General features: G+C 43.9%; 26 protein-coding genes. 6 read left to right on the forward strand and 20 right to left on the reverse strand.

The features are described 5' to 3' along the window. Window positions 1-65: 65 nt before the first annotated feature. The 8 genes from trmD to wecB all read right to left on the reverse strand — a co-directional run bounded on the left by trmD (window position 66) and on the right by wecB (window position 5,835). Window positions 66-848, reverse strand: a complete 783-nt coding sequence (gene trmD / locus GQY27_RS17015; protein ID WP_160036455.1) for a tRNA (guanosine(37)-N1)-methyltransferase TrmD — start codon at window positions 846-848, stop codon at window positions 66-68. Beyond that, entirely contained in the window at window positions 848-1,357 is a 510-nt protein-coding gene (gene rimM / locus GQY27_RS17020; RefSeq protein WP_160036456.1) for a ribosome maturation factor RimM, read from the reverse strand. The genes trmD and rimM overlap by 1 nt, the downstream gene beginning before the upstream one ends. Window positions 1,358-1,444: 87 nt before the next feature. Next, the gene (locus GQY27_RS17025) at window positions 1,445-1,675 is read right to left on the reverse strand and encodes a KH domain-containing protein (protein ID WP_047909748.1); all 231 of its coding nucleotides are present in this window, start codon (window positions 1,673-1,675) and stop codon (window positions 1,445-1,447) included. Between the two features lie 23 nt (window positions 1,676-1,698). Beyond that, a complete protein-coding gene (gene rpsP, locus GQY27_RS17030) occupies window positions 1,699-1,971 on the reverse strand; it encodes a 30S ribosomal protein S16 (protein ID WP_160036457.1) in 273 nt (90 codons plus the stop codon). Between the two features lie 46 nt (window positions 1,972-2,017). Next, window positions 2,018-3,397 (reverse strand): signal recognition particle protein, encoded by a 1,380-nt coding sequence (gene ffh / locus GQY27_RS17035; protein WP_160036458.1) that lies wholly within the window; start codon window positions 3,395-3,397, stop codon window positions 2,018-2,020. 41 nt (window positions 3,398-3,438) lie between these two features. After that, complete coding sequence (gene ylxM, locus GQY27_RS17040) at window positions 3,439-3,795, reverse strand: YlxM family DNA-binding protein (protein WP_160036459.1); 357 nt, start codon at window positions 3,793-3,795, stop codon at window positions 3,439-3,441. A 199-nt stretch (window positions 3,796-3,994) separates the two neighbouring features. Continuing rightward, on the reverse strand, window positions 3,995-4,642 hold the full coding sequence (gene trhA, locus GQY27_RS17045) for a PAQR family membrane homeostasis protein TrhA (RefSeq protein WP_160036460.1): 648 nt from the start codon (window positions 4,640-4,642) through the stop codon (window positions 3,995-3,997). A gap of 77 nt (window positions 4,643-4,719) precedes the next feature. Then, window positions 4,720-5,835, reverse strand: a complete 1,116-nt coding sequence (gene wecB, locus GQY27_RS17050) for a non-hydrolyzing UDP-N-acetylglucosamine 2-epimerase (RefSeq protein ID WP_160036461.1) — start codon at window positions 5,833-5,835, stop codon at window positions 4,720-4,722. A gap of 232 nt (window positions 5,836-6,067) precedes the next feature. Between wecB and GQY27_RS17055 the strand changes: the two genes are divergently transcribed. From GQY27_RS17055 to GQY27_RS17075, 5 genes are all read left to right on the forward strand, one after another. Next, entirely contained in the window at window positions 6,068-7,093 is a 1,026-nt protein-coding gene (locus tag GQY27_RS17055; protein ID WP_160036462.1) for a glycosyltransferase, read from the forward strand. Then, window positions 7,050-8,342, forward strand: a complete 1,293-nt coding sequence (locus GQY27_RS17060; RefSeq protein ID WP_160036463.1) for a glycosyltransferase family 2 protein — start codon at window positions 7,050-7,052, stop codon at window positions 8,340-8,342. Before GQY27_RS17055 ends, GQY27_RS17060 begins: the two co-directional genes overlap by 44 nt. Continuing rightward, window positions 8,339-9,349, forward strand: coding sequence for a polysaccharide pyruvyl transferase family protein (locus GQY27_RS17065; RefSeq protein WP_160036464.1), 1,011 nt, complete (start codon window positions 8,339-8,341; stop codon window positions 9,347-9,349). The genes GQY27_RS17060 and GQY27_RS17065 overlap by 4 nt, the downstream gene beginning before the upstream one ends. Window positions 9,350-9,373: 24 nt before the next feature. After that, on the forward strand, window positions 9,374-9,697 hold the full coding sequence (locus GQY27_RS17070; RefSeq protein ID WP_160036465.1) for a hypothetical protein: 324 nt from the start codon (window positions 9,374-9,376) through the stop codon (window positions 9,695-9,697). Window positions 9,698-9,760: 63 nt separating this feature from the next. Beyond that, window positions 9,761-9,964, forward strand: a complete 204-nt coding sequence (locus GQY27_RS17075) for a hypothetical protein (RefSeq protein ID WP_160036466.1) — start codon at window positions 9,761-9,763, stop codon at window positions 9,962-9,964. Between the two features lie 238 nt (window positions 9,965-10,202). Here GQY27_RS17075 and ftsY read toward each other — a convergent pair whose 3' ends face one another. The 12 genes from ftsY to GQY27_RS17135 all read right to left on the reverse strand — a co-directional run bounded on the left by ftsY (window position 10,203) and on the right by GQY27_RS17135 (window position 23,333). Next, on the reverse strand, window positions 10,203-11,207 hold the full coding sequence (gene ftsY / locus GQY27_RS17080; protein ID WP_160036467.1) for a signal recognition particle-docking protein FtsY: 1,005 nt from the start codon (window positions 11,205-11,207) through the stop codon (window positions 10,203-10,205). Between the two features lie 33 nt (window positions 11,208-11,240). After that, the gene (gene smc, locus GQY27_RS17085) at window positions 11,241-14,810 is read right to left on the reverse strand and encodes a chromosome segregation protein SMC (protein ID WP_160036468.1); all 3,570 of its coding nucleotides are present in this window, start codon (window positions 14,808-14,810) and stop codon (window positions 11,241-11,243) included. A 279-nt stretch (window positions 14,811-15,089) separates the two neighbouring features. After that, the gene (gene rnc, locus GQY27_RS17090) at window positions 15,090-15,782 is read right to left on the reverse strand and encodes a ribonuclease III (protein WP_160036469.1); all 693 of its coding nucleotides are present in this window, start codon (window positions 15,780-15,782) and stop codon (window positions 15,090-15,092) included. A 13-nt stretch (window positions 15,783-15,795) separates the two neighbouring features. Then, window positions 15,796-17,034: a beta-ketoacyl-ACP synthase II gene (gene fabF, locus GQY27_RS17095; RefSeq protein WP_160036470.1), complete on the reverse strand. Its 1,239-nt coding sequence runs from the start codon at window positions 17,032-17,034 to the stop codon at window positions 15,796-15,798. A 204-nt stretch (window positions 17,035-17,238) separates the two neighbouring features. After that, window positions 17,239-17,472, reverse strand: coding sequence for an acyl carrier protein (acpP, locus tag GQY27_RS17100; protein WP_160036471.1), 234 nt, complete (start codon window positions 17,470-17,472; stop codon window positions 17,239-17,241). Between the two features lie 120 nt (window positions 17,473-17,592). Next, window positions 17,593-18,342, reverse strand: coding sequence for a 3-oxoacyl-[acyl-carrier-protein] reductase (fabG, locus tag GQY27_RS17105; RefSeq protein ID WP_160036472.1), 750 nt, complete (start codon window positions 18,340-18,342; stop codon window positions 17,593-17,595). A 44-nt stretch (window positions 18,343-18,386) separates the two neighbouring features. After that, window positions 18,387-19,328: an ACP S-malonyltransferase gene (fabD, locus tag GQY27_RS17110; protein ID WP_160036473.1), complete on the reverse strand. Its 942-nt coding sequence runs from the start codon at window positions 19,326-19,328 to the stop codon at window positions 18,387-18,389. Between the two features lie 84 nt (window positions 19,329-19,412). Continuing rightward, window positions 19,413-20,408, reverse strand: a complete 996-nt coding sequence (locus GQY27_RS17115) for a beta-ketoacyl-ACP synthase III (RefSeq protein ID WP_442950916.1) — start codon at window positions 20,406-20,408, stop codon at window positions 19,413-19,415. A gap of 5 nt (window positions 20,409-20,413) precedes the next feature. After that, window positions 20,414-21,403, reverse strand: coding sequence for a phosphate acyltransferase PlsX (plsX, locus tag GQY27_RS17120; RefSeq protein ID WP_160036474.1), 990 nt, complete (start codon window positions 21,401-21,403; stop codon window positions 20,414-20,416). Further along, the gene (gene fapR / locus GQY27_RS17125) at window positions 21,387-21,983 is read right to left on the reverse strand and encodes a transcription factor FapR (protein WP_201450751.1); all 597 of its coding nucleotides are present in this window, start codon (window positions 21,981-21,983) and stop codon (window positions 21,387-21,389) included. The genes plsX and fapR overlap by 17 nt, the downstream gene beginning before the upstream one ends. A 344-nt stretch (window positions 21,984-22,327) precedes the next feature. Further along, window positions 22,328-22,501, reverse strand: a complete 174-nt coding sequence (rpmF, locus tag GQY27_RS17130; protein WP_160036476.1) for a 50S ribosomal protein L32 — start codon at window positions 22,499-22,501, stop codon at window positions 22,328-22,330. 325 nt (window positions 22,502-22,826) lie between these two features. Continuing rightward, window positions 22,827-23,333, reverse strand: a complete 507-nt coding sequence (locus GQY27_RS17135; protein ID WP_160036477.1) for a YceD family protein — start codon at window positions 23,331-23,333, stop codon at window positions 22,827-22,829. Window positions 23,334-23,585: 252 nt separating this feature from the next. On the opposite strand from GQY27_RS17135, the gene GQY27_RS17140 reads away from it, so the two are divergent. Further along, on the forward strand, window positions 23,586-24,842 hold the full coding sequence (locus GQY27_RS17140; protein WP_268893035.1) for a nucleotidyltransferase: 1,257 nt from the start codon (window positions 23,586-23,588) through the stop codon (window positions 24,840-24,842). Window positions 24,843-24,973 lie beyond the last annotated feature (131 nt).

Consider the following 24,973-nt stretch of genomic DNA (forward strand, 5'->3'; position numbering starts at 1 on the left):
TATCTCTGCCAATCCATAAAACGGTATTTTAGTTTATCGTAATCATAGTTCTCCGCAGTACCCGTTTAATCAGCTTCGTTATTTCGTTCATGCTCACGAATCTGTTGCTCGAGCCAAATCTTTTCTTTCTTCGTCATCTCGGTATGTTCAAGCAAGTCTGGACGGCGCGTATATGTCCGCCAAAGCGACTGCTGTCTGCGCCATAGATCAATATTACGATGATGACCAGATAACAGGACGTCCGGCACTTTATGACCTCTGTACTCGGCTGGTCTCGTGTAGTGAGGGTATTCTAAGAGGCCTGTACTAAATGAGTCTGTGATCGCACTCGTTTCGTTACCCAGAACCCCAGGAAGGAGTCTAACCACACTATCGATTACCACCATGGCCGGAAGTTCTCCGCCAGTAAGTACATAATCTCCTGTAGAGATCTCATCTGTAACGAGATGCTCACGGATTCGTTCATCGTAACCTTCATAATGACCACAAATAAAGATCAAGTGATCTTCTTTGGAGAGTTCCTCTGCTTTTTTCTGAGTGAATGTCTCGCCTTGCGGGCACATCAGAATAATACGTGGAGGTTTCTTAGAAGGGTCTACCGTGCCATTCTCTAAATCTGTACCTGTGATACTTTCGACTGCGTTAAAAATAGGTTCTGGTTTAAGAACCATTCCCCCACCGCCGCCATAAGGCGTATCATCTACCTGTCCATGTTTATTGCCTGAATACTCACGAAAATTGATCGCTTGTAAAGATACAATGCCTTTTTCTTGTGCTTTTCCGAGAATACTCGTCTCAAACACACCAGGAAACATCTCAGGGAACAGTGTTAATACATCTACCTTCATTAAATAAGCCCTTCCATCAAATGAACCGTGATCTTTTTGTTTGTGATATCTACATGAAGTATAACATCATCAATATAAGGAAGCAGAACTTCTTTTCCGTTATTCATTTTGACGACCCATACGTCATTGGCACCCGGTGTAAGAATTTCTTTCACTGTCCCGAGTTCTTCACCTTCATCTGTAATTACAGTACAGCCGACAATTTGATGAAAATAAAATTCATCATCCGAAAGTTCTGTTTGATATTCTTTAGAAACTTTAAGCATGGATCCTTTATATTGCTCAACTTCATTAATATTCTTGAATCCCTCAAATTGAACGACATACATATTTTTATGAAATCTTGCAGATTCCACAGTAACAGGGATGTTCTGTTTCGTCGTATCTATAACAAGTTTACTGCCTTTTGCAAAACGTTCCTCTGGAAAGTCTGTTAATGGCAATACTTTTAGTTCACCTTTTATTCCATGTGTGTTTACAATCTTACCTACATTAAAAAATTGTGCCATAATTCCTCCTGTATATCGATTATACGATTCTATAAGCATGTACGAAAAAGGGCTAGGAAATGCATCCTAACCCCCTTTCGTATATCTTTAAGATATGATATCAACGGTAACCCGTTTATCCATCTTAACTGCTGCCGATGTGACGACCGTACGGAGTGCTTTCGCAATCCTCCCCTGTTTACCAATCACTTTCCCAACATCTTCAGGATGTACGGTCAGTTCATAGACTACCAGGCGATCCTTTTCAAGCGTCCGGACCGACACATCTTCCGGATGATCTACCAAAGCCTTCGCAATAACGCCGACTAATTGTTCCATAGATACCCTCCGTTATCAGCACCTTATTTCTGTAGTTTAGACTCATGGAATTTCTTCATTACACCCGCTTTGCTAAGCAAGTTGCGAACTGTATCAGATGCTTGTGCACCGTTTTGAAGCCATGCCAAAGCTTTATCTTCATCGATTTTAACCACTGCTGGTTGTTCAATCGGATTGTAATAACCGATTTCTTCGATAAAACGACCATCACGCGGGGAACGGGAATCCGATACCACGATACGGTAGAAAGGAGCTTTATGAGCACCCATGCGTTTCAGACGAATACGTACTGCCATGAAAATTCACCTCCTTCAATGAAATTTAATTTATCATCATGAGAACTTACCGGAAAGGAAATTTCATTCCTTTACCACCTGTAAGGCTCTTGAGTTGCTTCATCGCTTTTTTGTTACCTTTAGGACCCATCATGTCACTAAACTGCTTCATTACACGGCGCATCTCATCAAACTGCTTAATGAGTCGGTTTACTTCGGCTACGGTTGTACCACTGCCAGCTGCAATCCGCTTGCGTCTGCTTTGATTAATGATTTCAGGATTTTGTTTCTCTTCCTTAGTCATCGAGAACACAATGGCTTCAATTCTTCCCATTTGCTTATCGTCGACTTTCAGATCTTTGGTCTGTTTCATCTTGCCCATCCCAGGAATCATATCCATGAGTTGATCAATCGGTCCCAGCTTCTTAATCTGATCCATCTGTTCCAAGAAGTCTTCAAATGTGAAGGATGCGGTACGCATCTTTTGTTCCATTTCTTTTGCCTTCTCAGCATCAATGTTAGACTGTGCTTTCTCAATTAGAGAGAGCATGTCGCCCATACCAAGAATTCGGGAAGACATCCGTTCTGGATGGAACGGCTCCAAGGCATCAAGTTTCTCACCAAGCGTAATGAACTTGATCGGGCAACCTGTTACTGCTTTAACAGACAGCGCAGCACCACCACGAGTATCACCATCAAGCTTAGTCAGAACAACACCGCTAAGGGAAAGCTGAGTATTAAAATGTTCTGCTACGTTCACTGCATCCTGACCTGTCATTGCATCGACAACGAGGAGCACCTCGTCTGGATTAACATGACTGTGGATCTGATGCAATTCTGCCATCAGTTCTTCATCAACATGAAGACGACCGGCTGTATCAATAATGACATAGTCATGATTGTTATCTTTCGCATGCTGTAAACCTTGCTTCGCAATTTCAACCGGGCTTGTCTGATCGCCGAGTGTGAATACGGGAGCCTTAATCTGTTCTCCAAGTACTTGTAACTGCTTAATGGCAGCAGGACGATAGATATCAGCAGCTACGAGCAAAGGTTTTGCATTCTGCTTCTGAAGCAGTTTGGCCAGTTTACCGGAAGTCGTTGTCTTACCGGCACCCTGCAAACCCACCATCATAATAACAGTTGGTGGTTTATTTGCTTTGGCAAGCTTGGATTGGCTTCCGCCCATCAGCTCAGTCAGCTCTTTATTCACGATATCAATGATTACCATGCCGGGTGTGAAGCTGTCCATCACTTCTTTACCGACTGCTTTTTCTTTGACCTTCGTAATAAACTGCTTTACGACTTTAAAGTTAACGTCCGCTTCAAGCAAAGCAAGGCGCACCTCGCGCATTGCGTCATTCACATCTTCTTCGGATACCTTACCTTTTCCTCGAAGCTTGCCGAACACGTTCTGTAATCTCGCTGTTAATCCTTCAAATGCCATAAACACACCTCCTTCAAGTCCATTACTTATGGGAAACTTCCCTATTCCAGAACCTCTAGGTGGTTCACAATTGTATTCATTCGATCCTTTTGCTCACTGTCAAGATCACTTGAAGTAATAAGTCCTCTCAGCTCTACCAAATCCGATAGACGCCGTTCGTGCTTATCAAGTAAACCGAGCTTGTTCTCATACATTTCCAGTACTTGCTCTGCTCGTTTAATATGCTCATATACTGCTTGCCTGCTAATCTCAAATTCCGCTGCAATCTCTCCTAATGAGAAATCATCGTGAAAATAATATTTGAGAAAAGTTTGTTGTTTCTCGGTAAGCAATGTTTCATAAAAAGCAAACAGCAAGTTGATTCGGTTCGTCTTCTCGAGCCGATTCTCCTGACTCATACGGGACACTCCCTTCGTCAAGGAAAAACACTTTACACTCATTAACGTTCTTTATCTTACATAAAAGAAAAGAAGATGTCAAGCAAAAATCCTTGTCATCTTCTAATAAATCTTTTTTCATGCAAATCACTGTAAATTATCTTCAATTTCAGTTGGTCATTTACAGAAAATTATTCTTTTATTCCGATTATAGAGCTGATTATCTAAGCGGTGTCAGATAGATAAAAATAGCGAAGAAATGAAGAACACTTCCTGCAAGAACAAACAAATGCCAGATCGCATGATGAAAAGGGAATCCTCTCCATACATAAAACAGGGTCCCGAGTGTGTACATCAGCCCGCCTGCAACGAGTAACACAATACCGTTATAAGGGACTGTTGCTACAAGCGGCCCCCAGGCAAGTACAATCAGCCATCCCATTGCCAGATAAAACAAAGTGGACATAAAGAGAAATTTCTTTGTGAAAAAGGCTTTAAATGCGACACCGAAAAGAGCAACTCCCCAGATGATTCCAAAAAGCGTCCATCCCAGTGTACCGCGTATCGCAACCAGCAAAAACGGAGTATACGTTCCTGCAATAAACAAGTAAATAGAAGAATGGTCAAAAATCTCAAATAGATCTTTGGCTTTTCCCTCTTTTAATGCATGCACCATTGTTGAATTAAAATACAAAAGCAGCATCGAAATCCCATAAATCGTAAAACTGACGACATGCCATGCTGTTCCGTTTATACTTGCTGCCGCAATAAGCAGCACGAGTGCTGCCACGCTGAGTACAGCCCCAATTCCGTGTGTTACGGCATTTACTACCTCTTCCCGGCGGGTATAAGTGTAAGTGTTAGCCATTCCATCATTCCTTTCCAAAACCGTGTTACCTATCCTTATAGTATACTACGATTTCCCGCGCCGTTCATCTTTCCCATTTATTGTTTCTTAAAATACTTTAGAATAATCTCCGCTATTCGGTCTGATGCATAACCATCGCCATATGGGTTTCTCGCTGATGCCATTTTCTTATATTTCTTTTTATTACAGAGCAAGATCTGAGTCTCTTTCTTTACTCCTTCATAATCCGTTCCAATACACCGCAGTGTCCCTTCTTTGACTCCCTCTGGTCTTTCCGTTTTCTCCCGCAGCACTAATACTGGCTTTCCTAAAGTTGGAGCTTCTTCCTGAATTCCTCCTGAGTCTGTGAGTATTAGATAAGAACGACTCATCAGATTATGCATATCTATTACATCCAAGGGGCTCGTAAGATGGATTCTCTCCTTCCCCCCTAACATTTCATAAGCCAGGTTCTTAACAAGCGGGTTCGGATGGACTGGGAATACAAGCTCGATCGTCCTATCATTACTTACCATTTCCCTAAGAGCCCTAAATACTTGTTCCATCGGCAAGCCCCAGTTTTCGCGTCTGTGCATGGTCATGAATATCATTCGGCTTCCCGGCTGAATCTGATCCAAAAGTGGATGATGGTAATTTTCTTTAAGTGTCCATCTGAGCGCATCAATAGACGTATTACCTGTTACATAGACATGCTGCTTTCGATTTTCGCGGGCCAGCTGCAATGCAGACAAAGGAGTCGGGGCAAAATGAATATCTGCCATCCTTCCTATCCATTCCCGGTTCATCTCTTCAGGATAGGGTGCATATTTGTCATACGTACGCAGCCCTGCTTCCACATGACCAATCGGTATTTTTGCATAGTAGGCGGTTAGAGCTGCTGCAAAGGCGGTTGATGTATCGCCGTGAACAAGCACCAAATCATAAGCTTCCTGCATAACCGGTTCTAGAACTTGTACTAGATGCGCAGTGAGGGAAGCCAGCGTTTGAGCATTTCTCATCACGTTGAGTATAATATCCGGCTTAATATCAAAATCATTCAGTACTTGGTCCAGCATTTCTTGGTGCTGCCCAGTAACACAAACAACCGGGTTAATCCCGGGTGTTCTCTGTAAGGTTTTAATAAGTGGTGCCATCTTAATCGCCTCAGGTCTAGTTCCAAAAACAATGAGAACACGCACTGAACTCTGTTCCATGTAATCAAATCCCCCTATAAAATGATGATCTGCTATACCCCAGATAAGGAGAGAAAAATGGTCCCTCATTTCTTTTATATGTAAGTCAGCAATCTAGCGAAACGGACAAATCATCTTATAGATTATCCTTTATATCAAATTTTCCGCACTTAGAACTAGGTCTTCCGCCGTTTCTATTAAACTAGTGACGAATAAGCTGATATAGAGTTTGCAAAGGAGGTATTGTGATTACATGGCGATTATTATTTATCCCAAAACGATGAACTGGACTTTCATGAAACAGCGTCCTCAGCAGCTGATGACAGAACTTGGAGCAAGAGGACATCATGTATTTTTTGAAAACTTGGCTCCGATGACAAGCAGGCTCACCGAGATTGAACCCGGTGTTCATCTGTTTACGGATCATCATGCTTTTGTAAAAAGACATCTAGCCAAGCTACGAAAAGATCATCCTGTTGTCGTATGGACGACCTGGGCCAAACAAAGAACAAGGCTGCTCGCTTTATATGATCCGGATGCGGTCATTTATGATTGCTGTGATGAATTTCCACACTGGGCGAGGTACGAACATCGCATGGTAGAATCATCAGATCATTTAGTGGCTACCGCAGAAACCATCAAAACACGCTTGTCACTTGCATACCCTGAAAAGCCAATTACCCTTATCCCGAATGGTGCTGATTCAAGTATGTTTAATGCAGATTCTGCTCCTAGACCCCATGATCTTCCGAGCGGGCCTGTTGTTGCTTATATAGGAGCATGGGCTTATTGGGTGGATCATGAACTTTTTGCTAAGTCCGCAGAAAGGTATCCGGATGTACAGTTTGTATCCATTGGTGCTCCTTATGGAGATATACCAGGATATAAGTCTCTCCCGAACGTACACATTTTAGGTGAAAAACCCCACCACGAACTAAAGTGGTATTTACAGCATATCGACGTTGCTGTTATTCCTTTCCTGTACCATCCCATTACTCTCGCAACGAATCCTGTAAAAGCTTACGAATATATGGCAACTGGCGTTAAAGTGTTGTCCACCGCACTCCCAGAATGTATTCATATGGAACCTCATGTCACGACGGCAACCACACATGAAGATTTCGTCAATAAATTAGGCAAAATGCTGTACGAACCAGAAGACCCTTCCGCAAGATTAGCCCGAATTGCATACGCCAGAGACAACCGCTGGACCCAAAGAGGGGAAGCAGCTGATATTGTCATCCGTCAAACCCTTGCTGCCAAAGGAATCTATGAGTAAGCGTGCAGCATCTAGCTTTTTCTACAAAATGGCGGGACTTCATTACTTTACACTCATGTCAAAGTCCGAATACCGTGCTGACAAGTTATTCCTAGAGCTCACTAAAGAACTTGAACATCATCCCTGTGCAGAATGGCTGTTATGGTCTAGTCAAGGAGTTCATCTCTCCACTACGGAAGAGTTTCAGCTGCGTCATCAACTTATACACCTCCCCAGCAAGGTTCAGTGTGTCGTTTATACTGTCACAGGCAGACCTGAATATTTCTTCTTTCGAAGAGATTTGTTCACTCCGTCCTATAATCTAACACTCGCCCCCCTGCCTTCTGCCCACTGGTTAGCCTGGGAACTGCAACAGTTATGTCACACAAAATCCACATGCCTATACCTAAATCTGCAAAATGGAAATCATACATTCACTAACACGCCTCTGACCCCTGCACTTAAAATAGCCCCCTCTCATGACTCCATACTTCCGGTTATACAGCGGACTGTCCCATTATCTGTTGAGCAGCGTCAAGTTCCTAAAAGCGTTTATCAATCCTCTTTCCCACTTGTGAGTATTCTGCTTAGTGTACACAACATGGAATCTACTATTGGCTGGTCCATTCGCTCCGTCCTAGCGCAGAGTTATCCAAACTTCGAACTGCTGATCGGAGACGATGGTTCCACAGATAATACTGCTGAGAAAGCATCTGCAATGGATCATGATCCTCGGATCTGGATACTTCGCTATGCTGCAAACCGAGGAAAAGCCTTCGTACTCAATGACCTGCTCCGTGAAGCTGCCGGTATGTATGTTCTAGAACTAGATGCAGATGATTGGCTCCCTCCAGATGCTCTTCATTCGCTCATCCGTCTGATGGAACAGAATCCCTGCGCTGCTCTTGGTACGGGAACAAGTCTTGTATGGAGAAGAAGCCGAGATGGCCATATTAGCTTGCGCGGTCAATCAACCTTTGAAGGGACACTCGAGACAGATACCCATGCTTACCCCCCTGTACCTAGAATCTATCGCACTGAACATCTGAGATCCGTAAGGGGATGGACGGAATACGGCGGTCTTTATGGGAGAGTCTTTGAAGATATAGAAGTCTGTAGAAAGCTGCTTACTAAATATGAATTTGCTAAAACAGAAGAGGTTGTCTACCACAGAGTGGTTCATGCAAGAAGCGTCAGTCAGCAGCATCTGCACCAATATAAAGCATGGAAAAACCGTTCTCTTCATGATAAAGGAGGTGAATCCACATGAGAATCGCAGCGAGCGGTTACTACGGTATGGGTAATTTCGGTGATGATCTATTTTTAAAAACGTTACAACAAGCCTTTTACAGACACCATCTATTTCCTTGGAATGGTTATATTGACCCTCGTGAGGTGGATGCTGTCATCATTGGTGGTGGAGACCTCATTACCCCTTATAAATTCAGTAATTATTATTTCCCTAAAGTGCTGCAACAACATCCAATGTGGCTCTATGGAGTAGGCATTGTCGATACGTATCCGCCCGAAACATGGCCTCAGGAAGAGATCGATAGACACCGTGAATATATTCAACATGCAAAAAGAGCTGTTTTTCGGGATAAGACATCAGCAGAGCTTGCCGGAATTGGGAGATTTCATGATCGTCCAGAGGTAGCCCAGGATATCGTATTTGCTTACCAGGAGCATCCGTTTCCAATACAACGTTTTTCATCTAAAAAAACCATCGGGGTTTGCCTCTTCTCTTACCCTGCATTTCCTTTCGAAGAAATGACCCGCCTGCTTCTTAGACTAAGTCGCGAAAGTTATCATATTGTTCTTATCCCTGTGGTCAACCACCCCAATAACCACTTTTCTGATTACGAGACATGCAAAAGACTTGAACAAACAATCAAAGAAACAGATCCTGAGGCATCTATCCAGACGATATCTCTTCTGCTTGAAATCGACCTCACCTACAACATCATCCAGTCAATGGATTATTTAATTAGTTATAAACTTCACCCTGCATTAGTTGCTCTGCGGGCGGGTGTACCGGTTCTCTCTATGAGCAAAATGGGTAAAGTCAAACATTTGCTAAGCCGTTTTCATTTGGAACATTACTATTGTGATTATTCTATGCCGTTCACTTCGCTAGACCCTTTGATCGAGCGTTTTCTTAAAGAGGGTCCGGCCGAAGTACAGGACAATTTACCGCTGATACGCAGGGCAGAACAAGAAAGCACAGCAGAACTAAAGCAGCTTGTTCAAGATCTTGAACAAACCATAAAAAGTTAATAACGAATCAAGGAGGCTACATTCATGTGTTTTCTATTTTGTAATTGCCGCCGGTTTGCGGCACAGATCCAGCGACTCAATAAACGAGTAGAAGAATTAACAACGAAAGCAGATTTACTCCAGGACCGGTTATCTCAGCTCGAATCTGAGGTTCGCTCCGGGCTTACCGTAAATCTAGAATTGCAAACTTTTTTTGAATCACAGACAGGTCGCAATATCAGTATTAGTACGACAAGCATTACGGTGATCGGTACCGTGCTTGCCGCAGGAGTTGATGCCGTCGAAATCCGTGAAAACACGGGGGATATCGTTATTATTCCTTATAACAATATATCTGTGGCCCAATAAGCATGAGCTTCCAATGAATAAAAAGAAGCAATCCAAAATTGTAATTGTAAAGGAGAATGATTAATGAATTTCAGAGATATGGTTCGCGGCTTCTTAGGGAGTGAAGTTGAAATCCTGACATCGAATGATTATTTAGACGGTATCTTGGTATCTGTCGATGAAACGACGCTGATCCTCCGCGTTCCTCCTATTATTTATGGACCTCCGGGAGATCTTGCATTTGTACCCCTCTCATCGGTAGAACTCATCCGCATTCTTGCTGCCTAGCTTACCCGTACAAGTTATCTAATCAAAACGATGAAAGAAAGATATGACTAATATGACCCAGATCATAATGAAATAGCAGTTCAGATTGATAAATGAATTGCAGTTCCAGAACAGTATAAAATAAAAAGACTGCAGGCAGACTAGTTTAAGCTAGTTTGCCTGCAGTCTCTAGATCGGCTCTTGCATTAGAGTCCGATCTTTTTTGGTAAGAATAATAAAATTCTGTTATATACAGATTCTACTCTTCTTTCTCTTCATCATTTTCATTCTCTTCTTGAATAAGTCCTGCAAATAGGGCGTGAACAAACTGATCAGAATCAAATGGCTGCAGATCATCCGCTTTCTCTCCAAGACCGACCAGTTTCACAGGGATGTCCATCTCCTGACGAATAGCAATAACGATACCGCCTTTTGCTGTACCATCCAGCTTCGTTAGGACAAGTCCGGTTACCCCGCTCTTCTCTCCAAACAATTTAGCCTGACTCAGCGCATTTTGCCCCGTTGTCGCATCAAGCACCATAAGTACTTCATGCGGAGCACCTGGAATTTCGCGCTGAATGACACGGAAGATTTTGTTTAGCTCTTCCATCAGGTTTGATTTGTTCTGAAGACGTCCCGCAGTATCACACAAGAGTACATCCACATTCCGCTGTTTTGCTGCTTTTACTGCGTCGTACATAACTGCAGCAGGGTCTGATCCGGCTTGTTGTTTGACCACTTCTACTCCGGCACGTTCTCCCCAAACTTCCAGCTGTTCAATCGCACCTGCTCTGAATGTATCTCCCGCAGCGAGCATTACTTTTTTGCCTTCCTGTTTGAAGCGGTGTGCAAGTTTACCAATCGTCGTTGTTTTACCAACACCATTAACCCCTACGAAGAGAATAACGGTAATCCCGTCTTTGTTCATGTTCAGCGCATTGTCTTGTTCGGACCGAAGCAGAGCTGTCAGTTTCTCAGAAAGTACAGGCTGAAGTTCCGCAGCATCTTCGATCTTGCGTTTCTTCACTTCTACTCTCAGATCATCGATCAGGTCCATCACCGTGTTAACTCCTACATCCGCACCGATTAGAATCTCTTCCAGTTCTTCATAGAATTCTTCATCGATTTTTTTGCGGCGAATCACAAGGTCTGATACCTTTTCAACAAATCCTTTTCGTGTTTTCTCCAGGCCGTCTTTAAATTTATTAGTAACCGTTTCTGTTTTGGTTGAAATACTCTCTTTTAATTTTTTAAAGAAACTCATACGTTCCCTCCACCTCAATAATACGTGCTGTAGTTATGCGATAACCGCTTCTTCATCTTCTAATTTGACAGAGACAAGCTTCGATACTCCGCCTTCTTCCATCGTTACCCCGTACAGAACATCGGCTTCTTCCATCGTACCTTTCCTGTGAGTGACGACGATAAACTGCGTCTGTTCAGAGAACTCACGTAAGTACTGAGCAAAACGAACCACGTTCGCTTCGTCTAGTGCAGCTTCTACTTCATCCAGTACGCAGCAAGGAACAGGCCGCACATGCAAAATAGCAAACAATAAAGCCATCGCGGTTAGTGCGCGCTCCCCGCCAGATAGAAGCTGAAGATTTTGAAGTTTTTTACCCGGAGGCTGAGCGACAATGTCGATCCCTGTAGTCAGCAGTTTATCCGGATCAATCAAGACGAGATCTGCACGTCCCCCGCCAAACAGCTTGGAGAATACCGTACCAAATTCCCGTTTAATTGCATCAAACGTCGTTTTAAATCGTTTCGACATCTCATCATCCATCTCTTTGATAACTTGATAAAGTGTCGTCTTCGCCTGCGTTAGATCCTCTTTCTGTTCACTAAGGAAGGTATAACGCTCATTCACACGTTCATATTCCTCTATGGCACCAAGATTCACTTCACCAAGCGCTTGGATATTTCGTTTCAGTTGCTGTACGTCAGCCTTGCTTCCCTCGACATCTTCAGGAATATCATAGCTCTGTTTAGCCAGCTCATACGTAAGCTCGTACTCATCGTTTAGCTTTTTCAAAATATTGTCCAGCTCAACATCCAAACGATTGACACTAATTTCGGTTGTTCTCAGCTCATCTTCGCAAGTCTTGAGACTCTGACGCTGTTCTCTTGTCTCATTCTCTTCCTGTTCTAGCTTTTTGATGAGCTGACTGCGAGAAGCACGTTTGAAATCAAGCTCTTTTGAAGCTTCCTCTTTTTTCAGTTTGTACTGATTAAGTGCTTCTGTCTGCTTAATACTTTCCTCTTCATTCGTTTTGAGGTCAGCTTCTACCGATGCTAGCAGCGTACGATTGCGATATCGTTCTTTATCCACATTTTGATACTCACGTTCAAGACGGCGTACCTGCTCTTCAAGGGAGAATCTTTCCTGATCAAGCTTACCTTCCTTCACTTTTAAGATGGTAAGCGAGTTTTGAAGTTCTTCCTTGGCAGACTCATTCGCCTTACGAGCGAATTCTGCCGCATGAATCGCCTGATGCGTTGCTTTCTCCTCATCTTCCAGCTTAGATAAGTTCTCAGCTGCTTTAGCGCGTGTCTGCTCTAGTTCTTTTATTTCATCTGCAAACCCTGTTTTCTCTTGGCCCGCAGCTTCGACCTGAGTAAGGACATGACCCAATTCATGCTCGAGCTGCTTTAACTCCAGAGATACTTGTTGTTCCTCAGACCTTTTGTCATCTCCATTTTGACGGAGGGTGTCCAGGCTAATCTGACATTGATCCGTTTGTACTTTGATCTCTTCCAGATCACGCAGGAGTTTGCTGATTTGATTCTCCGTTTCCTGAATATCTAGGTCCAGCTGCTCGAGCTGGCGTTTACGAGACAGCAGGCTGCTATTTTTGCGGTGCTGACTTCCTCCCGTCATCGAACCGCCTGCATTAACCACGTCTCCATCTAAAGTAACAACACGGTAACGATACTGGCATTTCGCCGCAATACGGTTTGCATCCTCCAAGCGTTCTGCAATGATGACATTACCGAGTAAACTGCCCACAATGGCTTCATACTTGGCATGATATTCAACAAGATTTGCACCGATCCCGACAAAACCATCTAACGCCTGAGCGACTGCACGATCAGCTGCGCCAATCGTTCTCGGACGTATCACATCCAGCGGCAAGAAGGTAGCTCTACCAAGCTGACGCTGTTTTAGGAAAGCAATCGCTTGGCGGGATACAGCTTCATTTTCCATGACCACATGCTGTAGTGAAGCTCCCATCGCCGTTTCAACAGCAAGTTCGATTTTTTCCGGTACTTTGATGAGTTCTGCGACCGCACCATGAACCCCTTGCAAGACGTTTTTACGAGAAGCTTTAAGCACCTCTTTGACACCGGTCATAAAACCATCAAAATCATCCTGCATTTCCTTCATGGTATCACGTCTTGAGACCTGCGCTTCACGTTTCTGTTCCCATTTTCTTATGGTCGACTGGCTTTCAGAATACTGTTTTTGAAGAGAATGATATCGTTCACTCTCTGAAATATATCCTGTACGTAGTGAAGTGATTTCCTTCTGTAACTTTTGGATGTTCTGCTCAAGCAGGCTCTTCCGTTTTTGCAGTTCATCTCTTTTTTCTTCCCACTTATCTGATTCTTCATCAGCGCGGTTTAAACGACGCTCAATTGATTCTTTCTGCTGATCCGCATAACGAATCTCATTACGGGCCTGCGCCATCTGATTCATCAGCTCGAGAAGGTTACCTTTTAGGCTTTCTTCTTGTTCTTGACTGATTCCGCCCGTTACACCAACAAGCTTTGCTTCCTCCGCAGATAACGTCTCGCGCAGTTCAGCAAGTTCTTGCTCAAGCGTTGATAGTTTGGCTCTGAAGTTGTCAAGCTCCTGTTCACGTTCCACATAACGCTCTTCACTTCCACTCAGAGAGCTTAGCAACTGTTCTTTGTTAGCTAAGAGGTTTTTTAATCTCTCTTTTAGCAGCTCACGATATCCTTCACTTTTCTCTGTCGCTTCACTATAGTGAAGCAGTTCTCCTTGAAGACGTTCCACCGCCTCTTCGACTTCACGAAGCTCTGTACGGTCCTGTTCAAGAATGGCATCGTGATTGGATACAATCGCCGATAATTCCATCTGTTTTTCTTTGAGTGAAACTAGACGTTCATTAGCCTCACTCCACGAGGAATGAATTTGTTCAATTTGATATACGTACAAGGAAAGTTCTTTTTCCTTAAGTTCATTTTTCAATTCTTTATAATGAAGTGCTTTTTGAGACTGTTCCCTGAGGGGACCAATTTGATCTTCAAGTTCTGTCACAAGATCGTGAATACGCAGTAAATTCTGCTCCGTATCATCCAGCTTGCGGACTGCATCTTTTTTGCGAGACTTGTATTTCACAATACCTGAAGCCTCTTCAAAAATTCCGCGGCGGTCTTCAGAACGTGTACTCAAAATTTCCTCTATACGGCCTTGGCCGATAATGGAATAGGCTTCTTTCCCGATCCCTGTATCCATAAACAGCTCTGTTATATCTTTCAACCTGCATGGTTGTTTGTTTATAAAATACTCACTATCCCCGCTTCGATGAACACGGCGAGTTACCGTAACTTCACCAAAATCGAGTGCAAGTGCCTGATCTTCATTATCCAATGTTAAAGAAACTTCAGCAAAATTAACTGCTTTTCGCGTATCACTTCCGGCAAATATAATATCTTCCATCTTGCCCCCGCGGAGGGACTTAGCGCTCTGTTCACCCAGTACCCAGCGAATGCCGTCAGAAATATTACTCTTCCCGCTTCCGTTCGGGCCAACTACTGAGGTTATACCCTGAACAAACTCCATCTCCGTACGATCAGCAAACGATTTAAAGCCGGATAGCTCTATACGTTTTAAATACATCTATCTTGACACCTCCATGCCTTACCACGGTCCATAAACGGGTATGTACATCCGTTCTTTATTTTAGGTGAAACATCCTATGAAGTCCATGCCTTCCCTAAGAAGGAACACATATCAAGCTACATCCATCCCTCTATAAGCTGATTCAAACTTCATTCAACAAAAAGAAGAGCAAAAAGCAGTCCATCCCCCATGTTCAGCAAGATACTCCATACTTAAGCGGGCTGCTCTTTGCTCTTCGTTTGTCAAAATTCAGGTTCACGTATAAGAAAACCATCTTTAAGGAAGTTTCAATGTGTTTAGTGCAAGCTGAGCTGCTTTTTGCTCTGCTTCCTTTTTCGATCGGCCCGAACCTCGGCCGAGTCTCTGGCTACCCATATATACCTCTGAGACAAACTCCCGCTCATGAGCAGGTCCTCTCTCTTCCACAATCCGATATTCAAGTACACCCATATTATGATGTTGCGTAAGTTCTTGAAGCTCTGTCTTGAAATCGGTAAGAGCGAGTTCTCCTTCAATTACAAGACCGGCAAATATATGTTTATCTAAAAACTTCTTGACCGTTTCTAAACCTTGATCCAGATACAGGGCACCAATAAACGATTCAAATACATCGGCTAGAAGTGCTGGACGGGTTCTTCCCCCTGTAAGTTCTTCTCCTTTACCCAAAAAAACGTACTTGCCAAAATCCAATGCTTCAGCAAATTTGACGAGTGAGGGCTCTCGTACAAGAGCTGCCCTCATCTTTGTCAATTCGCCTTCTGGACGGTTCGGATGTTCATTATACAAAAACTCCGATACCGTAAGTTCCAGTACAGCATCTCCTAGGAATTCAAGTCTTTCGTTATCCTGACTGTGACTGAATCTATGTTCATTCACATACGAAGCATGGGTAAAGGCCTGTTTTAACAACGGACGGTTGTTAAACTCGATTTGAAGTTTGCGCTCTAATTGTTTCAGATCTGCATTCAATCGAACTGACCCCTTATGATTCATATTTTTTAAGAATTACAGTTGCGTTGTGACCGCCAAATCCAAAGGAATTGGAAAGCACATAATTAAGATTCGCTTCACGCGGATGATTTGGTACATAATCAAGATCACATTCCGGATCCGGGTTGTCCAAGTTAATCGTTGGAGGAATCGTTTGGTTCTTCAAGGCTAGTGCACAAATGATCGCTTCTACACCGCCAGCAGCACCAAGCATATGACCTGTCATTGATTTTGTAGAACTCACAGCGACCTTATAGGCATGGTCTCCCAGCGCAATCTTGATTCCCTGTGTCTCGGATTTATCGCCAACTGGGGTTGATGTTCCGTGTGCATTAATGTAATCGACCTCATCAGGCTGAATTCCGGCATCCTTCATCGCCATCTTCATGCTGCGTGCACCGCCGTCTGGATCGGGATCTGTCATATGTTTTGCGTCAGCTGACAAACCGTATCCTACCACTTCACCATAAATGTGAGCACCGCGAGCAAGAGCATGATCCAGTGATTCCAAAATAAGAATTCCGGCTCCTTCACCCATTACAAAACCATCACGATCGATATCAAATGGACGGCTTGCTTTTTCCGGCTCATCATTGCGTGTAGACATCGCACGCATCGAGTTAAACCCTGCCATCCCTGTTGGACGAATGGTTGCTTCTGCACCGCCGCAGATCATCGCTTCTGCGTCACCACGCTGAATCATGCGCATAGAATCGCCAATGGAATGACTTCCTGTTGCACATGCCGTTACTTGTGTTGTATTCGGACCTTTTGCACCAAGGGAGATAGACAATTGTCCAGAAGCCATGTTTGCAATCATCATCGGAATGAAGAAAGGGCTCACTCGCTTGGGTCCTTTTTCAAGAAGAATGTTATGCTGATCTTCCCAAGTTCCAAGACCGCCAATACCAGAGCCTACAGAAACTCCAATATCCTCAGCATCAATATTCTCACCAATTTGAAGTCCGCTATCATTCAAAGCCATCGAGCCGGCAGCAACTGCGAACTGGACAAAACGGTCCATTTTACGAGCATCTTTCCGCTCCATATAATCTTCGGGATTAAAATCTTTAATGGATGCAGCAATCTTGGTATTATAGTCGGTCACGTCAAAAGCTTCCACCAGGGAAACTCCAGATTTGCCTTCCATCAAGCTGTTCCATAATTCATCAAGATTTTTCCCGATTGGGGTCATGACACCCATACCTGTCACTACAACTCTACGACTCAAATCAAATTCACCTCTATATCGACTGCATAACGGCGAGCGTTACACTAGTTAACAGATTTTAATGTAATGAAACCCATTTTATACATGTGTCTAATAACAAACACCTATAAAATGGGCTTCTTGTTGGCCTTAAGCCTTATGGTGCAATTAGGAGAAGAAGTCCCGCCTATGCGATAGGCGCAAGCGCGGGACTTCCAGGGTGACTTAGGTATGTGATTGTATGTAGTTTACAACTTCACCTACGGTCGTAATTTTCTCTGCATCTTCATCAGAGATCTCCATATCAAACTCATCTTCGAGTTCCATAACCAATTCAACAACGTCTAGAGAGTCAGCACCCAAATCATCTTTGAATGATGCTTCTAACGTTACTTCAGCTTCATCAGCGCCTAAACGATCAATTACGATGCGTTTTACGCGTTCCAATACGTCGGACATTTCCGGTTCACCTCCTCTTTCGTATTATACGAGAATAACTAGTAAAATGCCATAGACCCTACATGTCTCTCTTCATAGCGCCCCTATAGAAAGGTTCTATGACTAGAAGAATTAGGTAGGTTACATATACATTCCGCCATCAACATGCAGTGTTTGCCCTGTCATATAGGAAGCCGCCTCGGATGCAAGGAATGTAACGACCCCAGCAATTTCCTCTGGCAGACCCAATCTACCAAGCGGAATATTTGTCATCATGCCCTCTACAATATCAGAAGATAACTCCTGTGTCATTTCGGTTTGAATAAAACCAGGTGCAACACAGTTTACCGTAATACCGCGAGAAGCTAGTTCTCTGCTTGAAGATTTGGTAAGACCAATAACCCCTGCTTTCGCAGCCACATAATTGGCCTGACCTGCATTCCCTAACACGCCGACAACAGAAGATATATTAATAATTCGGCCATATCGTTGTTTCATCATCGGGCGAGTTACCGCTTTTAGGCAATTGAACACGCCTTTCAGATTCGTCTCAATAACTTGGTCGAATTCTTCCTCTTTCATTCGCATAATGAGGTTATCCCTTGTTATTCCCGCATTGTTAACCAGAATATCAATTTTTCCCCATTGTTCGATGACTTGCTTCACCATTTGGTCAGCTTCTGCGGTAATTCCGACATTCGCTTTCACCGCGATCGCCTGAACCCCTTTTGCTTCAATCAGCTTCACCACTTCGGCAGCAGCAGCCTCGTTACCTGCATAATTCACAGCAACATGACAGCCCGCATCAGCTAAGGCAAGGGCGATACTGCGTCCAATCCCTCTAGACGCACCTGTAACAAGAGCAACTTGACCTTTGAGTGATATAGACATCTCTTGTGTACCTCCTTTCCTCAAGTATCATCGAAGTTAGATGTTTAAGAAAGTTCAGCAGCCAATACATTCAGGCTTTCCAAATTGTTCACATTATAAAGCTTCAAGGACTTGTCTACTTTCTTAATTAGACCTGTTAACACATTACCAGGGCCAATCTCGATAAATGTATCCACACCTTGTCCTACAAGATATACGATTGTATCTTCCCATTTAACAGAGGAATAAACTTGTTCGACAAGAAGATCCTTAATCTTCTCTGCGTCTGTAACTGGTGCTGCAGTTACATTAGCAATCACTGGAACAGATGCATCGTGCAGTGTAACTTGTGCTAAGCGTTCTTGCAGCTTCTCTGCCGCACCTTTCATCAGAGAGGTGTGAAAAGGTCCGCTGACAACAAGAGGGATTGCTCTTTTTCCTCCTGCTTCTTTTACACGCTGAACAACTTCATTTACACCATCCTGTAAGCCGGAGACAACAATTTGTCCTGGTGAATTAAGATTCGCTAGTTCAACCAAGTAGTCCTCCCCTTGCGAAGAAATTGCAGCACAGAGTTCAGCCAGAGCTTCCCTTTCTGCACCAAGGACTGCTGCCATGGCACCACGGCCTCCAGGTACTGCTTCCTCCATAAATGTTCCTCTTGCACGAACAATGGATACTGCATCTTGAAACGAAATAACGCCTGATGCAACAAGCGCGCTATATTCACCAAGGCTGTGACCTGCCATATAATCGGCGGTAATGCCTTTTTCCCTTAATGCTTCATAAAGAGCAATACTTGCTGTCAATAGTGCAGGCTGAGTGTTTTTTGTTTGTTTCAAATCCGTATCTGGACCTTCGAACACTAACGTGCTCAGTGAAAATCCAAGTGCTTCATCTGCTTGTTTAAAAATAGCTTGGGATGCGTCTACCTGATCGTATGCATCTTTTGCCATTCCTACAGACTGAGAACCTTGTCCTGGAAATACAAAAGCAATTTTGCCCATACTAGATTCAAAACTCCTTTCGTCCAATTACTAGAGTTAAAGAATAATATAAATAAATGATAATTACGAAATCATTTCACTAGATTACCAAACGAGAACCGAAGCTCCCCATGTCAATCCGCCGCCAAAACCAACCATCAGTACCTTATCGCCCGGTTTCATTCGGCCTTCTTCCGCTGCTTCCACGAGTGCGAGAGGTATGGATGCTGCAGAAGTATTCGCATACTTGTCCACATTAATAACTACCTTCTCCTCTGGAAGCTCAAGACGCTGCATGGCAGATTGGATAATACGAATATTAGCTTGATGTGGAATGAAAAGATCTACATCTTCTTTTCCAAGTCCTGCTTTTGCTAGTACATCAATGGTAGCTGTTCCCATAACACGAACCGCAAATTTAAACACTTCTCTTCCGTTCATGTAGATATAATGCTGTTTATTCGCAACCGTCTCCTCTGAAGCTGGCAATCTAGAACCACCTGCTTGCAAGTTCAGAAGCGGACCGCCTGCTCCTTCAGCTCCAAGGTCAAACGACTTAAATCCGCGGCCTTCCGGTACTTCACCCAGGATTACAGCTCCAGCACCGTCTCCAAAAAGAACACTTGTGTTACGATCTGTGTAATCTGTAATTCTCGAAAGGCAATCCGCACCTATTACAAGTGCATTGTTGTACATTCCTGTTTGGATAAGACTTGTTGCCGTTGCCAGACCATATACAAATCCGGAACACGCAGCGGACAGATCAAAAGCTGCCGCACCTTTTGCACCAAGTTTATCTTGCAGAATACAAGCTGTGGATGGAAAAGCACTGTCTGGTGTTACCGTTGCAACAATGATAAGTTCAATGTCTTCATGCTTAATACCTGCAGATGCAGCCGCTGCTTTCGCGGCTTCAAAAGCTAGATCAGACGTAGCTTGCTCAGGTGCTGCAATATGACGTTCCCGAATCCCAGTACGAGAAACGATCCATTCGTCATTGGTATCCATCATTTTTTCCATATCCTGATTTGTCAAAATGCGTTCAGGTACATATTTACCTGTGCCGATGACACCGACTGGACGTAAATGTGTATTCATCATGTCACTCACTTCCCTGTAATTTCCTTAGATATACTTTCAACCAGCTGATTCTCAATCGCGATTCTAGCCTGCCGAACAGCATTCTTAATTGCGTTGGCATCTGCTGAACCATGACTTTTGACAACAAGACGGCTAAGTCCAAGTAAAGGAGCACCGCCATGTTCTTTGTAATCGAGTTTTCCTTTTAGACTGCGCAGTTCCGGCATAAGCATTGCTGCTGCCAGTTTTGTCTTCAGTGAAGAAGTAAACTGTTCTTTCAAGAGAGCAAAAATAGCACCCGCTGCGCCTTCTACTGATTTCAGCAGTATATTACCTGCAAAACCGTCACAGACGAGTACATCACATGTTCCCATAAGAATATCTCTTGCTTCAACATTTCCAATAAAATGAATCGGCAGCTTCTCCAAAAGAGGATAGGCAACTTTCGTCAGTTCATTCCCTTTTCCAGGTTCAGTACCCACATTCAGAAGGCCCACTCTCGGGCGCTCAATGCCTTGAACTTTCTGACGGTAGATACTACCCATAAGTGCGTACTGCGCAAGATGTTCTGGTTTCGCATCCATATTCGCACCAAGATCAAGCGCAAGCATTCCTTTATCATCAATGGTTGGAATCATAGGAGCAAGGGCAGGTCTCTCAATCCCATGCATTCTGCCTACTACGAGCAACCCTGTTGTCATTAGTGCACCTGTATTGCCAGCTGAGATCATCGCATCAGCACTGCCTTCACGAAGCATGCGTCCTGCCACGACCATCGAGGCGTCTTTCTTGCGGCGAACAGCTCTAACAGGTTCGTCATCAGACGTAATCACTTCCGATGCATGCTGAACAGTCAAGTTCCCCGGTCGTTCATTCCCAAGATAAGGCGCAATTGCTGTTTCGTCTCCGACAAGTACAATCTCGGTATCTTTCCATTCCTTGGCAGCAAGAAGGGCACCTTCTACACTTGCAGCTGGTGCATTGTCGCCTCCCATTGCATCAATGACGATCCTCATGATGATTACCTCCCTCTTCGCTATCTTGTCTTGCAGATCGGTAAATGACGAAGTTTCCTTGAAACACCATTTCCTCTCCGACATAAGCGAACACTTCTACTTTTGCCTTTCCCTTCTGTTCCGGCATCGAACGAACATATGCCTTAGCAATACACTTTTCTCCTAAATGAACCGGTCTTACAAACCGAATATCTGCGGAGGCAGTGAGTGCGATCTCATCGTTAATGACCGCAACAGCAAGTGAATTGGCCTGCGCAAACACATAGTGTCCACGCGCAATCCCCGTTCTAGAGAATACATGTTCATCTTTAATTTCAAAAATGGAAATACCACTTTTATCAAGCTGAAGATCAACAATATCTCCGATGACTTCATGTAACGGAAGGGAGCGAACTTGATCATATGACCTTTCAGCCATCAGCTTCATCCGCTCACGCAGTTCTGGAATGCCAAGTTCCATACGATCAAGACGAATCGTTTGAATACTTACCTTAAGCAGTCTGGTTAACTCTTGATCCGTGATAAAAGGATTGTCCTCAATCATCTGTGCAAGTTGCTGTTGCCTTTGTCTTTTCGGTATGCGTTCTATGACCAAGCTCCCCCTTACTTCCGAAATTTATAATCTCAAGGCTAAATCATCACCTTGTATATGTGAAACTAATCCGCGTCTAGTCTATGTAAAGCATAGCCAAACCATCTATATTTTCAAAACATTATATTCTCTGTTATTCATTCATCAATCAGGTATCTCATACCTAAAGGCAATGATTATAAACCATTTCTAGATCACAAACTAACCAAGGTTAGAACCTGGTACTAAAGCTTAGTATAAAGGATGCTGACACAAAAAGAAAGTACTGCTTTATTACTTACAAAAAAATAGTACTCTATCCTAGGATAGAGTACTATTTCGCAGCAAAGCTATTATTGAGAGATGATCTCTCTAGATTTGTACGTTCCGCACACTTTGCATACGTGATGAGCAAGCTTCATTTCTCCGCATTGTTCACATTTCACCATACCTGGCACTGCCAATTTAAAGTGAGTACGACGTTTGTCACGACGAGTTTTGGATGTTCTCCGTTGAGGTACTGCCACAATTCCCACCTCCTTATCAAAATCAACTGTTGCATAATAGCACAGATGTCATGTATTCAGCAAAAACTTTCAATAATCCATGCATTCCTATTGTGATGCAACTAGTTATTGATATCAACTATTAATTATTCATGCGCGCTAAGCGGTGCACCAAATAACTAATATTACCATTAATTATTCATGCAGGCTAGGCGATACACTAAGTGACGCACTAAATAATTAATATCTACTATCAATCATTCATGCACGCTAAGCGGTGCACCGAATGATTAATATCTACTATCAATTACTCATGCACGCTAAGCGATGCACCAAGTAATTAATATCATTTAAAGAAATCCTTAAGCCCAGCAAGCCGCGGATCCACAACAGTATTGTCGCAGTCACAACTGCTTTGGTTCAAGTCGGTACCGCATGTAGGACACAGCCCTTTACAATCGGGCTTACACAGCGGCGCAAACGGTAGATGCAACAAGAAATATTCTTCCATAAATGGATCAAGATTCACGATATCCTCGTCCACATACAAGGTATCATCTTCTTCATCCGCATCTTCCGGCTCTGTTCCTTGTTTGAACTGTTCGGCGAATTTCATATCTAAATGTTCATGTACGTTACCTAGACAACGAGAGCAGAGCATATCCACTTCGGCCGTTAACGGACCTTGAACATCCACAACGTCTCCCGGTAATGCAGTTAGTGTTAGTTCTGCCTGCAAAGGAGATACGGCTGTGATTTCCTTGTTGTTTCGAATAAGATGACTAAGATCAAGTTGTTCCGATACCTTTAGAGGTTCAGTACTTGCTGCCATCTTGCGAAATGACATTTGCATTATAATCACTCCAGACGATAAACCATTTTTTCAATCAGCCCTATTACTGTATACTATCTTAGTGTGTTGCAATACAGACATAAGTATGTTGAGAAAAGGGTCTAACAAACAAAAATCATTATAACGATTTTCAAAGAGGTTTGTCAACACTTTAAACTTTACACCCTGTCTTGAGGATAAGCTGTTCTTGTAAAAACAGTTACCGTATCAGCTAAGATAACAAATAAAGCAGGTCTTAAGCAAATCGGGAGGTTGAACAATATCGTGAATTCCGCGGTAGGACTGATTGTAGAATATAACCCCATGCATAACGGTCACGTATATCATCTAGAAGAATCAAAAAAGCTCACACAGTCAAGCGCAGTGGTTGCCGTCATGAGCGGGCATTTTTTGCAGCGCGGCGAACCCGCGATCGTCAGCAAATGGGCACGCACGGAGATGGCGCTTACGCTGGGCGTCGATCTCGTGCTTGAACTGCCGGCTGCCTATGCAGTACAGCCGGCGGAATGGTTTGCCTATGGTGCGGTGGCCACCTTGCATCATACAGGCGTTGTTGATTCGCTCTGCTTTGGCAGCGAATCGGGTGAGCTTGCACCGCTGGTGGAGCTGGCGGACCTCTTAGCCAGTGAGCCGCAGGCTCTGGCTTCCCTCCTCCAGCAGCAGCTTGCCAGCGGTGCAAGCTATCCCGCAGCCTATGCAGCGGCTGCGGCAGCTCTTGCCCCCGGCAGCGATCCTGCGGGGGCACTGGCCTTGCTGAAGCAGCCCAATAACACACTTGGGCTGCACTATCTTATCGCGCTGCGCCGTTTAGGCAGCGCGATAAGACCCTTCACGGCGCAACGTACCGGCGCCGGGTACCATGATGCGATGCCGGGCACCGGCAGCATCGCAAGTGCAACAGCCGTGCGCCAGCTTCTGCTCGGCGAGGACGGCCTTGCCGCCGCGGCACCGTACGTGCCGGCGGAGGTACTTGCCATTCTGCAGCGCGAATGGCAGAATGGACGCGCTCCTGTGGATCTGGAGCGCTATCGTGACGCGCTTTTTACCCAGCTCGTGTCAAAGAGTCCTGAAGAACTAGCGCGCTTTGGAGAGGTCACTGAGGGCCTCGAGCATCGTTTACTTAAAATGATCCCTCAGCTTCCAGAGCTCTCCATCCATGCTCTCCTAGAAGCGGTCAAAACCAAAAGATATACAAAAACAAAACTTCAGCGCATGCTGACTCATATTCTTCTACATCATGAGAAGGAGAGAATGACACCGGACATTCTTCGCCAAGGCCCTCATTATATTCGGGTTCTTGGTTTCACGGATAAGGGACAAGCCTTGTTAAAAGAAATGCGTAAAAAAGCAACACTGCCGATTGTCATTAAATCGTCTGCCTTTGAGCATGATCAATTAACATGGGATCAGCAGGCAACAGCAGTCTATGGAATGAGCATGCCTACGCCGGACCCAAGGCTATTATTTCGCGATTTTTATGAACCCCCTGTACGGATTGTAGAGAAATGATATGAAATATATGCAGCTAAATCATAATGATCATCCATAATTGATCATCCAATAAAAATAAGGCATATAACGTGAAGTCTCTGACCTCAAGTTATGTGCCCTATTTTTTTACGTGTAAATTTCATTACCAT

The sequence above is a fragment of the Paenibacillus sp. An7 genome (genome assembly GCF_009870785.1).
In the GTDB taxonomy this organism is placed as follows: domain Bacteria; phylum Bacillota; class Bacilli; order Paenibacillales; family Paenibacillaceae; genus Paenibacillus.

What these genes read in the sequence shown, in the direction of transcription:
- trhA (WP_160036460.1), bottom strand. Translation starts at nt 4,642, where the DNA reads ATGGCTAACACTTACACTTATACCCGCCGGGAAGAGGTAGTAAATGCC.
- smc (WP_160036468.1), bottom strand. Translation starts at nt 14,810, where the DNA reads ATGTATTTAAAACGTATAGAGCTATCCGGCTTTAAATCGTTTGCTGAT.
- fabD (WP_160036473.1), bottom strand. Translation starts at nt 19,328, where the DNA reads ATGGGCAAAATTGCTTTTGTATTTCCAGGACAAGGTTCTCAGTCTGTA.
- GQY27_RS17070 (WP_160036465.1), top strand. Translation starts at nt 9,374, where the DNA reads ATGTGTTTTCTATTTTGTAATTGCCGCCGGTTTGCGGCACAGATCCAG.
- wecB (WP_160036461.1), bottom strand. Translation starts at nt 5,835, where the DNA reads ATGGAACAGAGTTCAGTGCGTGTTCTCATTGTTTTTGGAACTAGACCT.
- GQY27_RS17055 (WP_160036462.1), top strand. Translation starts at nt 6,068, where the DNA reads ATGGCGATTATTATTTATCCCAAAACGATGAACTGGACTTTCATGAAA.
- GQY27_RS17115 (WP_442950916.1), bottom strand. Translation starts at nt 20,408, where the DNA reads ATGATGAATACACATTTACGTCCAGTCGGTGTCATCGGCACAGGTAAA.
- rpsP (WP_160036457.1), bottom strand. Translation starts at nt 1,971, where the DNA reads ATGGCAGTACGTATTCGTCTGAAACGCATGGGTGCTCATAAAGCTCCT.
- fabG (WP_160036472.1), bottom strand. Translation starts at nt 18,342, where the DNA reads ATGTCTATATCACTCAAAGGTCAAGTTGCTCTTGTTACAGGTGCGTCT.
- GQY27_RS17025 (WP_047909748.1), bottom strand. Translation starts at nt 1,675, where the DNA reads ATGGAACAATTAGTCGGCGTTATTGCGAAGGCTTTGGTAGATCATCCG.
- rimM (WP_160036456.1), bottom strand. Translation starts at nt 1,357, where the DNA reads ATGGCACAATTTTTTAATGTAGGTAAGATTGTAAACACACATGGAATA.
- plsX (WP_160036474.1), bottom strand. Translation starts at nt 21,403, where the DNA reads ATGAGGATCGTCATTGATGCAATGGGAGGCGACAATGCACCAGCTGCA.
- trmD (WP_160036455.1), bottom strand. Translation starts at nt 848, where the DNA reads ATGAAGGTAGATGTATTAACACTGTTCCCTGAGATGTTTCCTGGTGTG.
- acpP (WP_160036471.1), bottom strand. Translation starts at nt 17,472, where the DNA reads ATGTCCGACGTATTGGAACGCGTAAAACGCATCGTAATTGATCGTTTA.
- ffh (WP_160036458.1), bottom strand. Translation starts at nt 3,397, where the DNA reads ATGGCATTTGAAGGATTAACAGCGAGATTACAGAACGTGTTCGGCAAG.
- ylxM (WP_160036459.1), bottom strand. Translation starts at nt 3,795, where the DNA reads ATGAGTCAGGAGAATCGGCTCGAGAAGACGAACCGAATCAACTTGCTG.
- ftsY (WP_160036467.1), bottom strand. Translation starts at nt 11,207, where the DNA reads ATGAGTTTCTTTAAAAAATTAAAAGAGAGTATTTCAACCAAAACAGAA.
- GQY27_RS17065 (WP_160036464.1), top strand. Translation starts at nt 8,339, where the DNA reads ATGAGAATCGCAGCGAGCGGTTACTACGGTATGGGTAATTTCGGTGAT.
- GQY27_RS17135 (WP_160036477.1), bottom strand. Translation starts at nt 23,333, where the DNA reads ATGCAAATGTCATTTCGCAAGATGGCAGCAAGTACTGAACCTCTAAAG.
- GQY27_RS17075 (WP_160036466.1), top strand. Translation starts at nt 9,761, where the DNA reads ATGAATTTCAGAGATATGGTTCGCGGCTTCTTAGGGAGTGAAGTTGAA.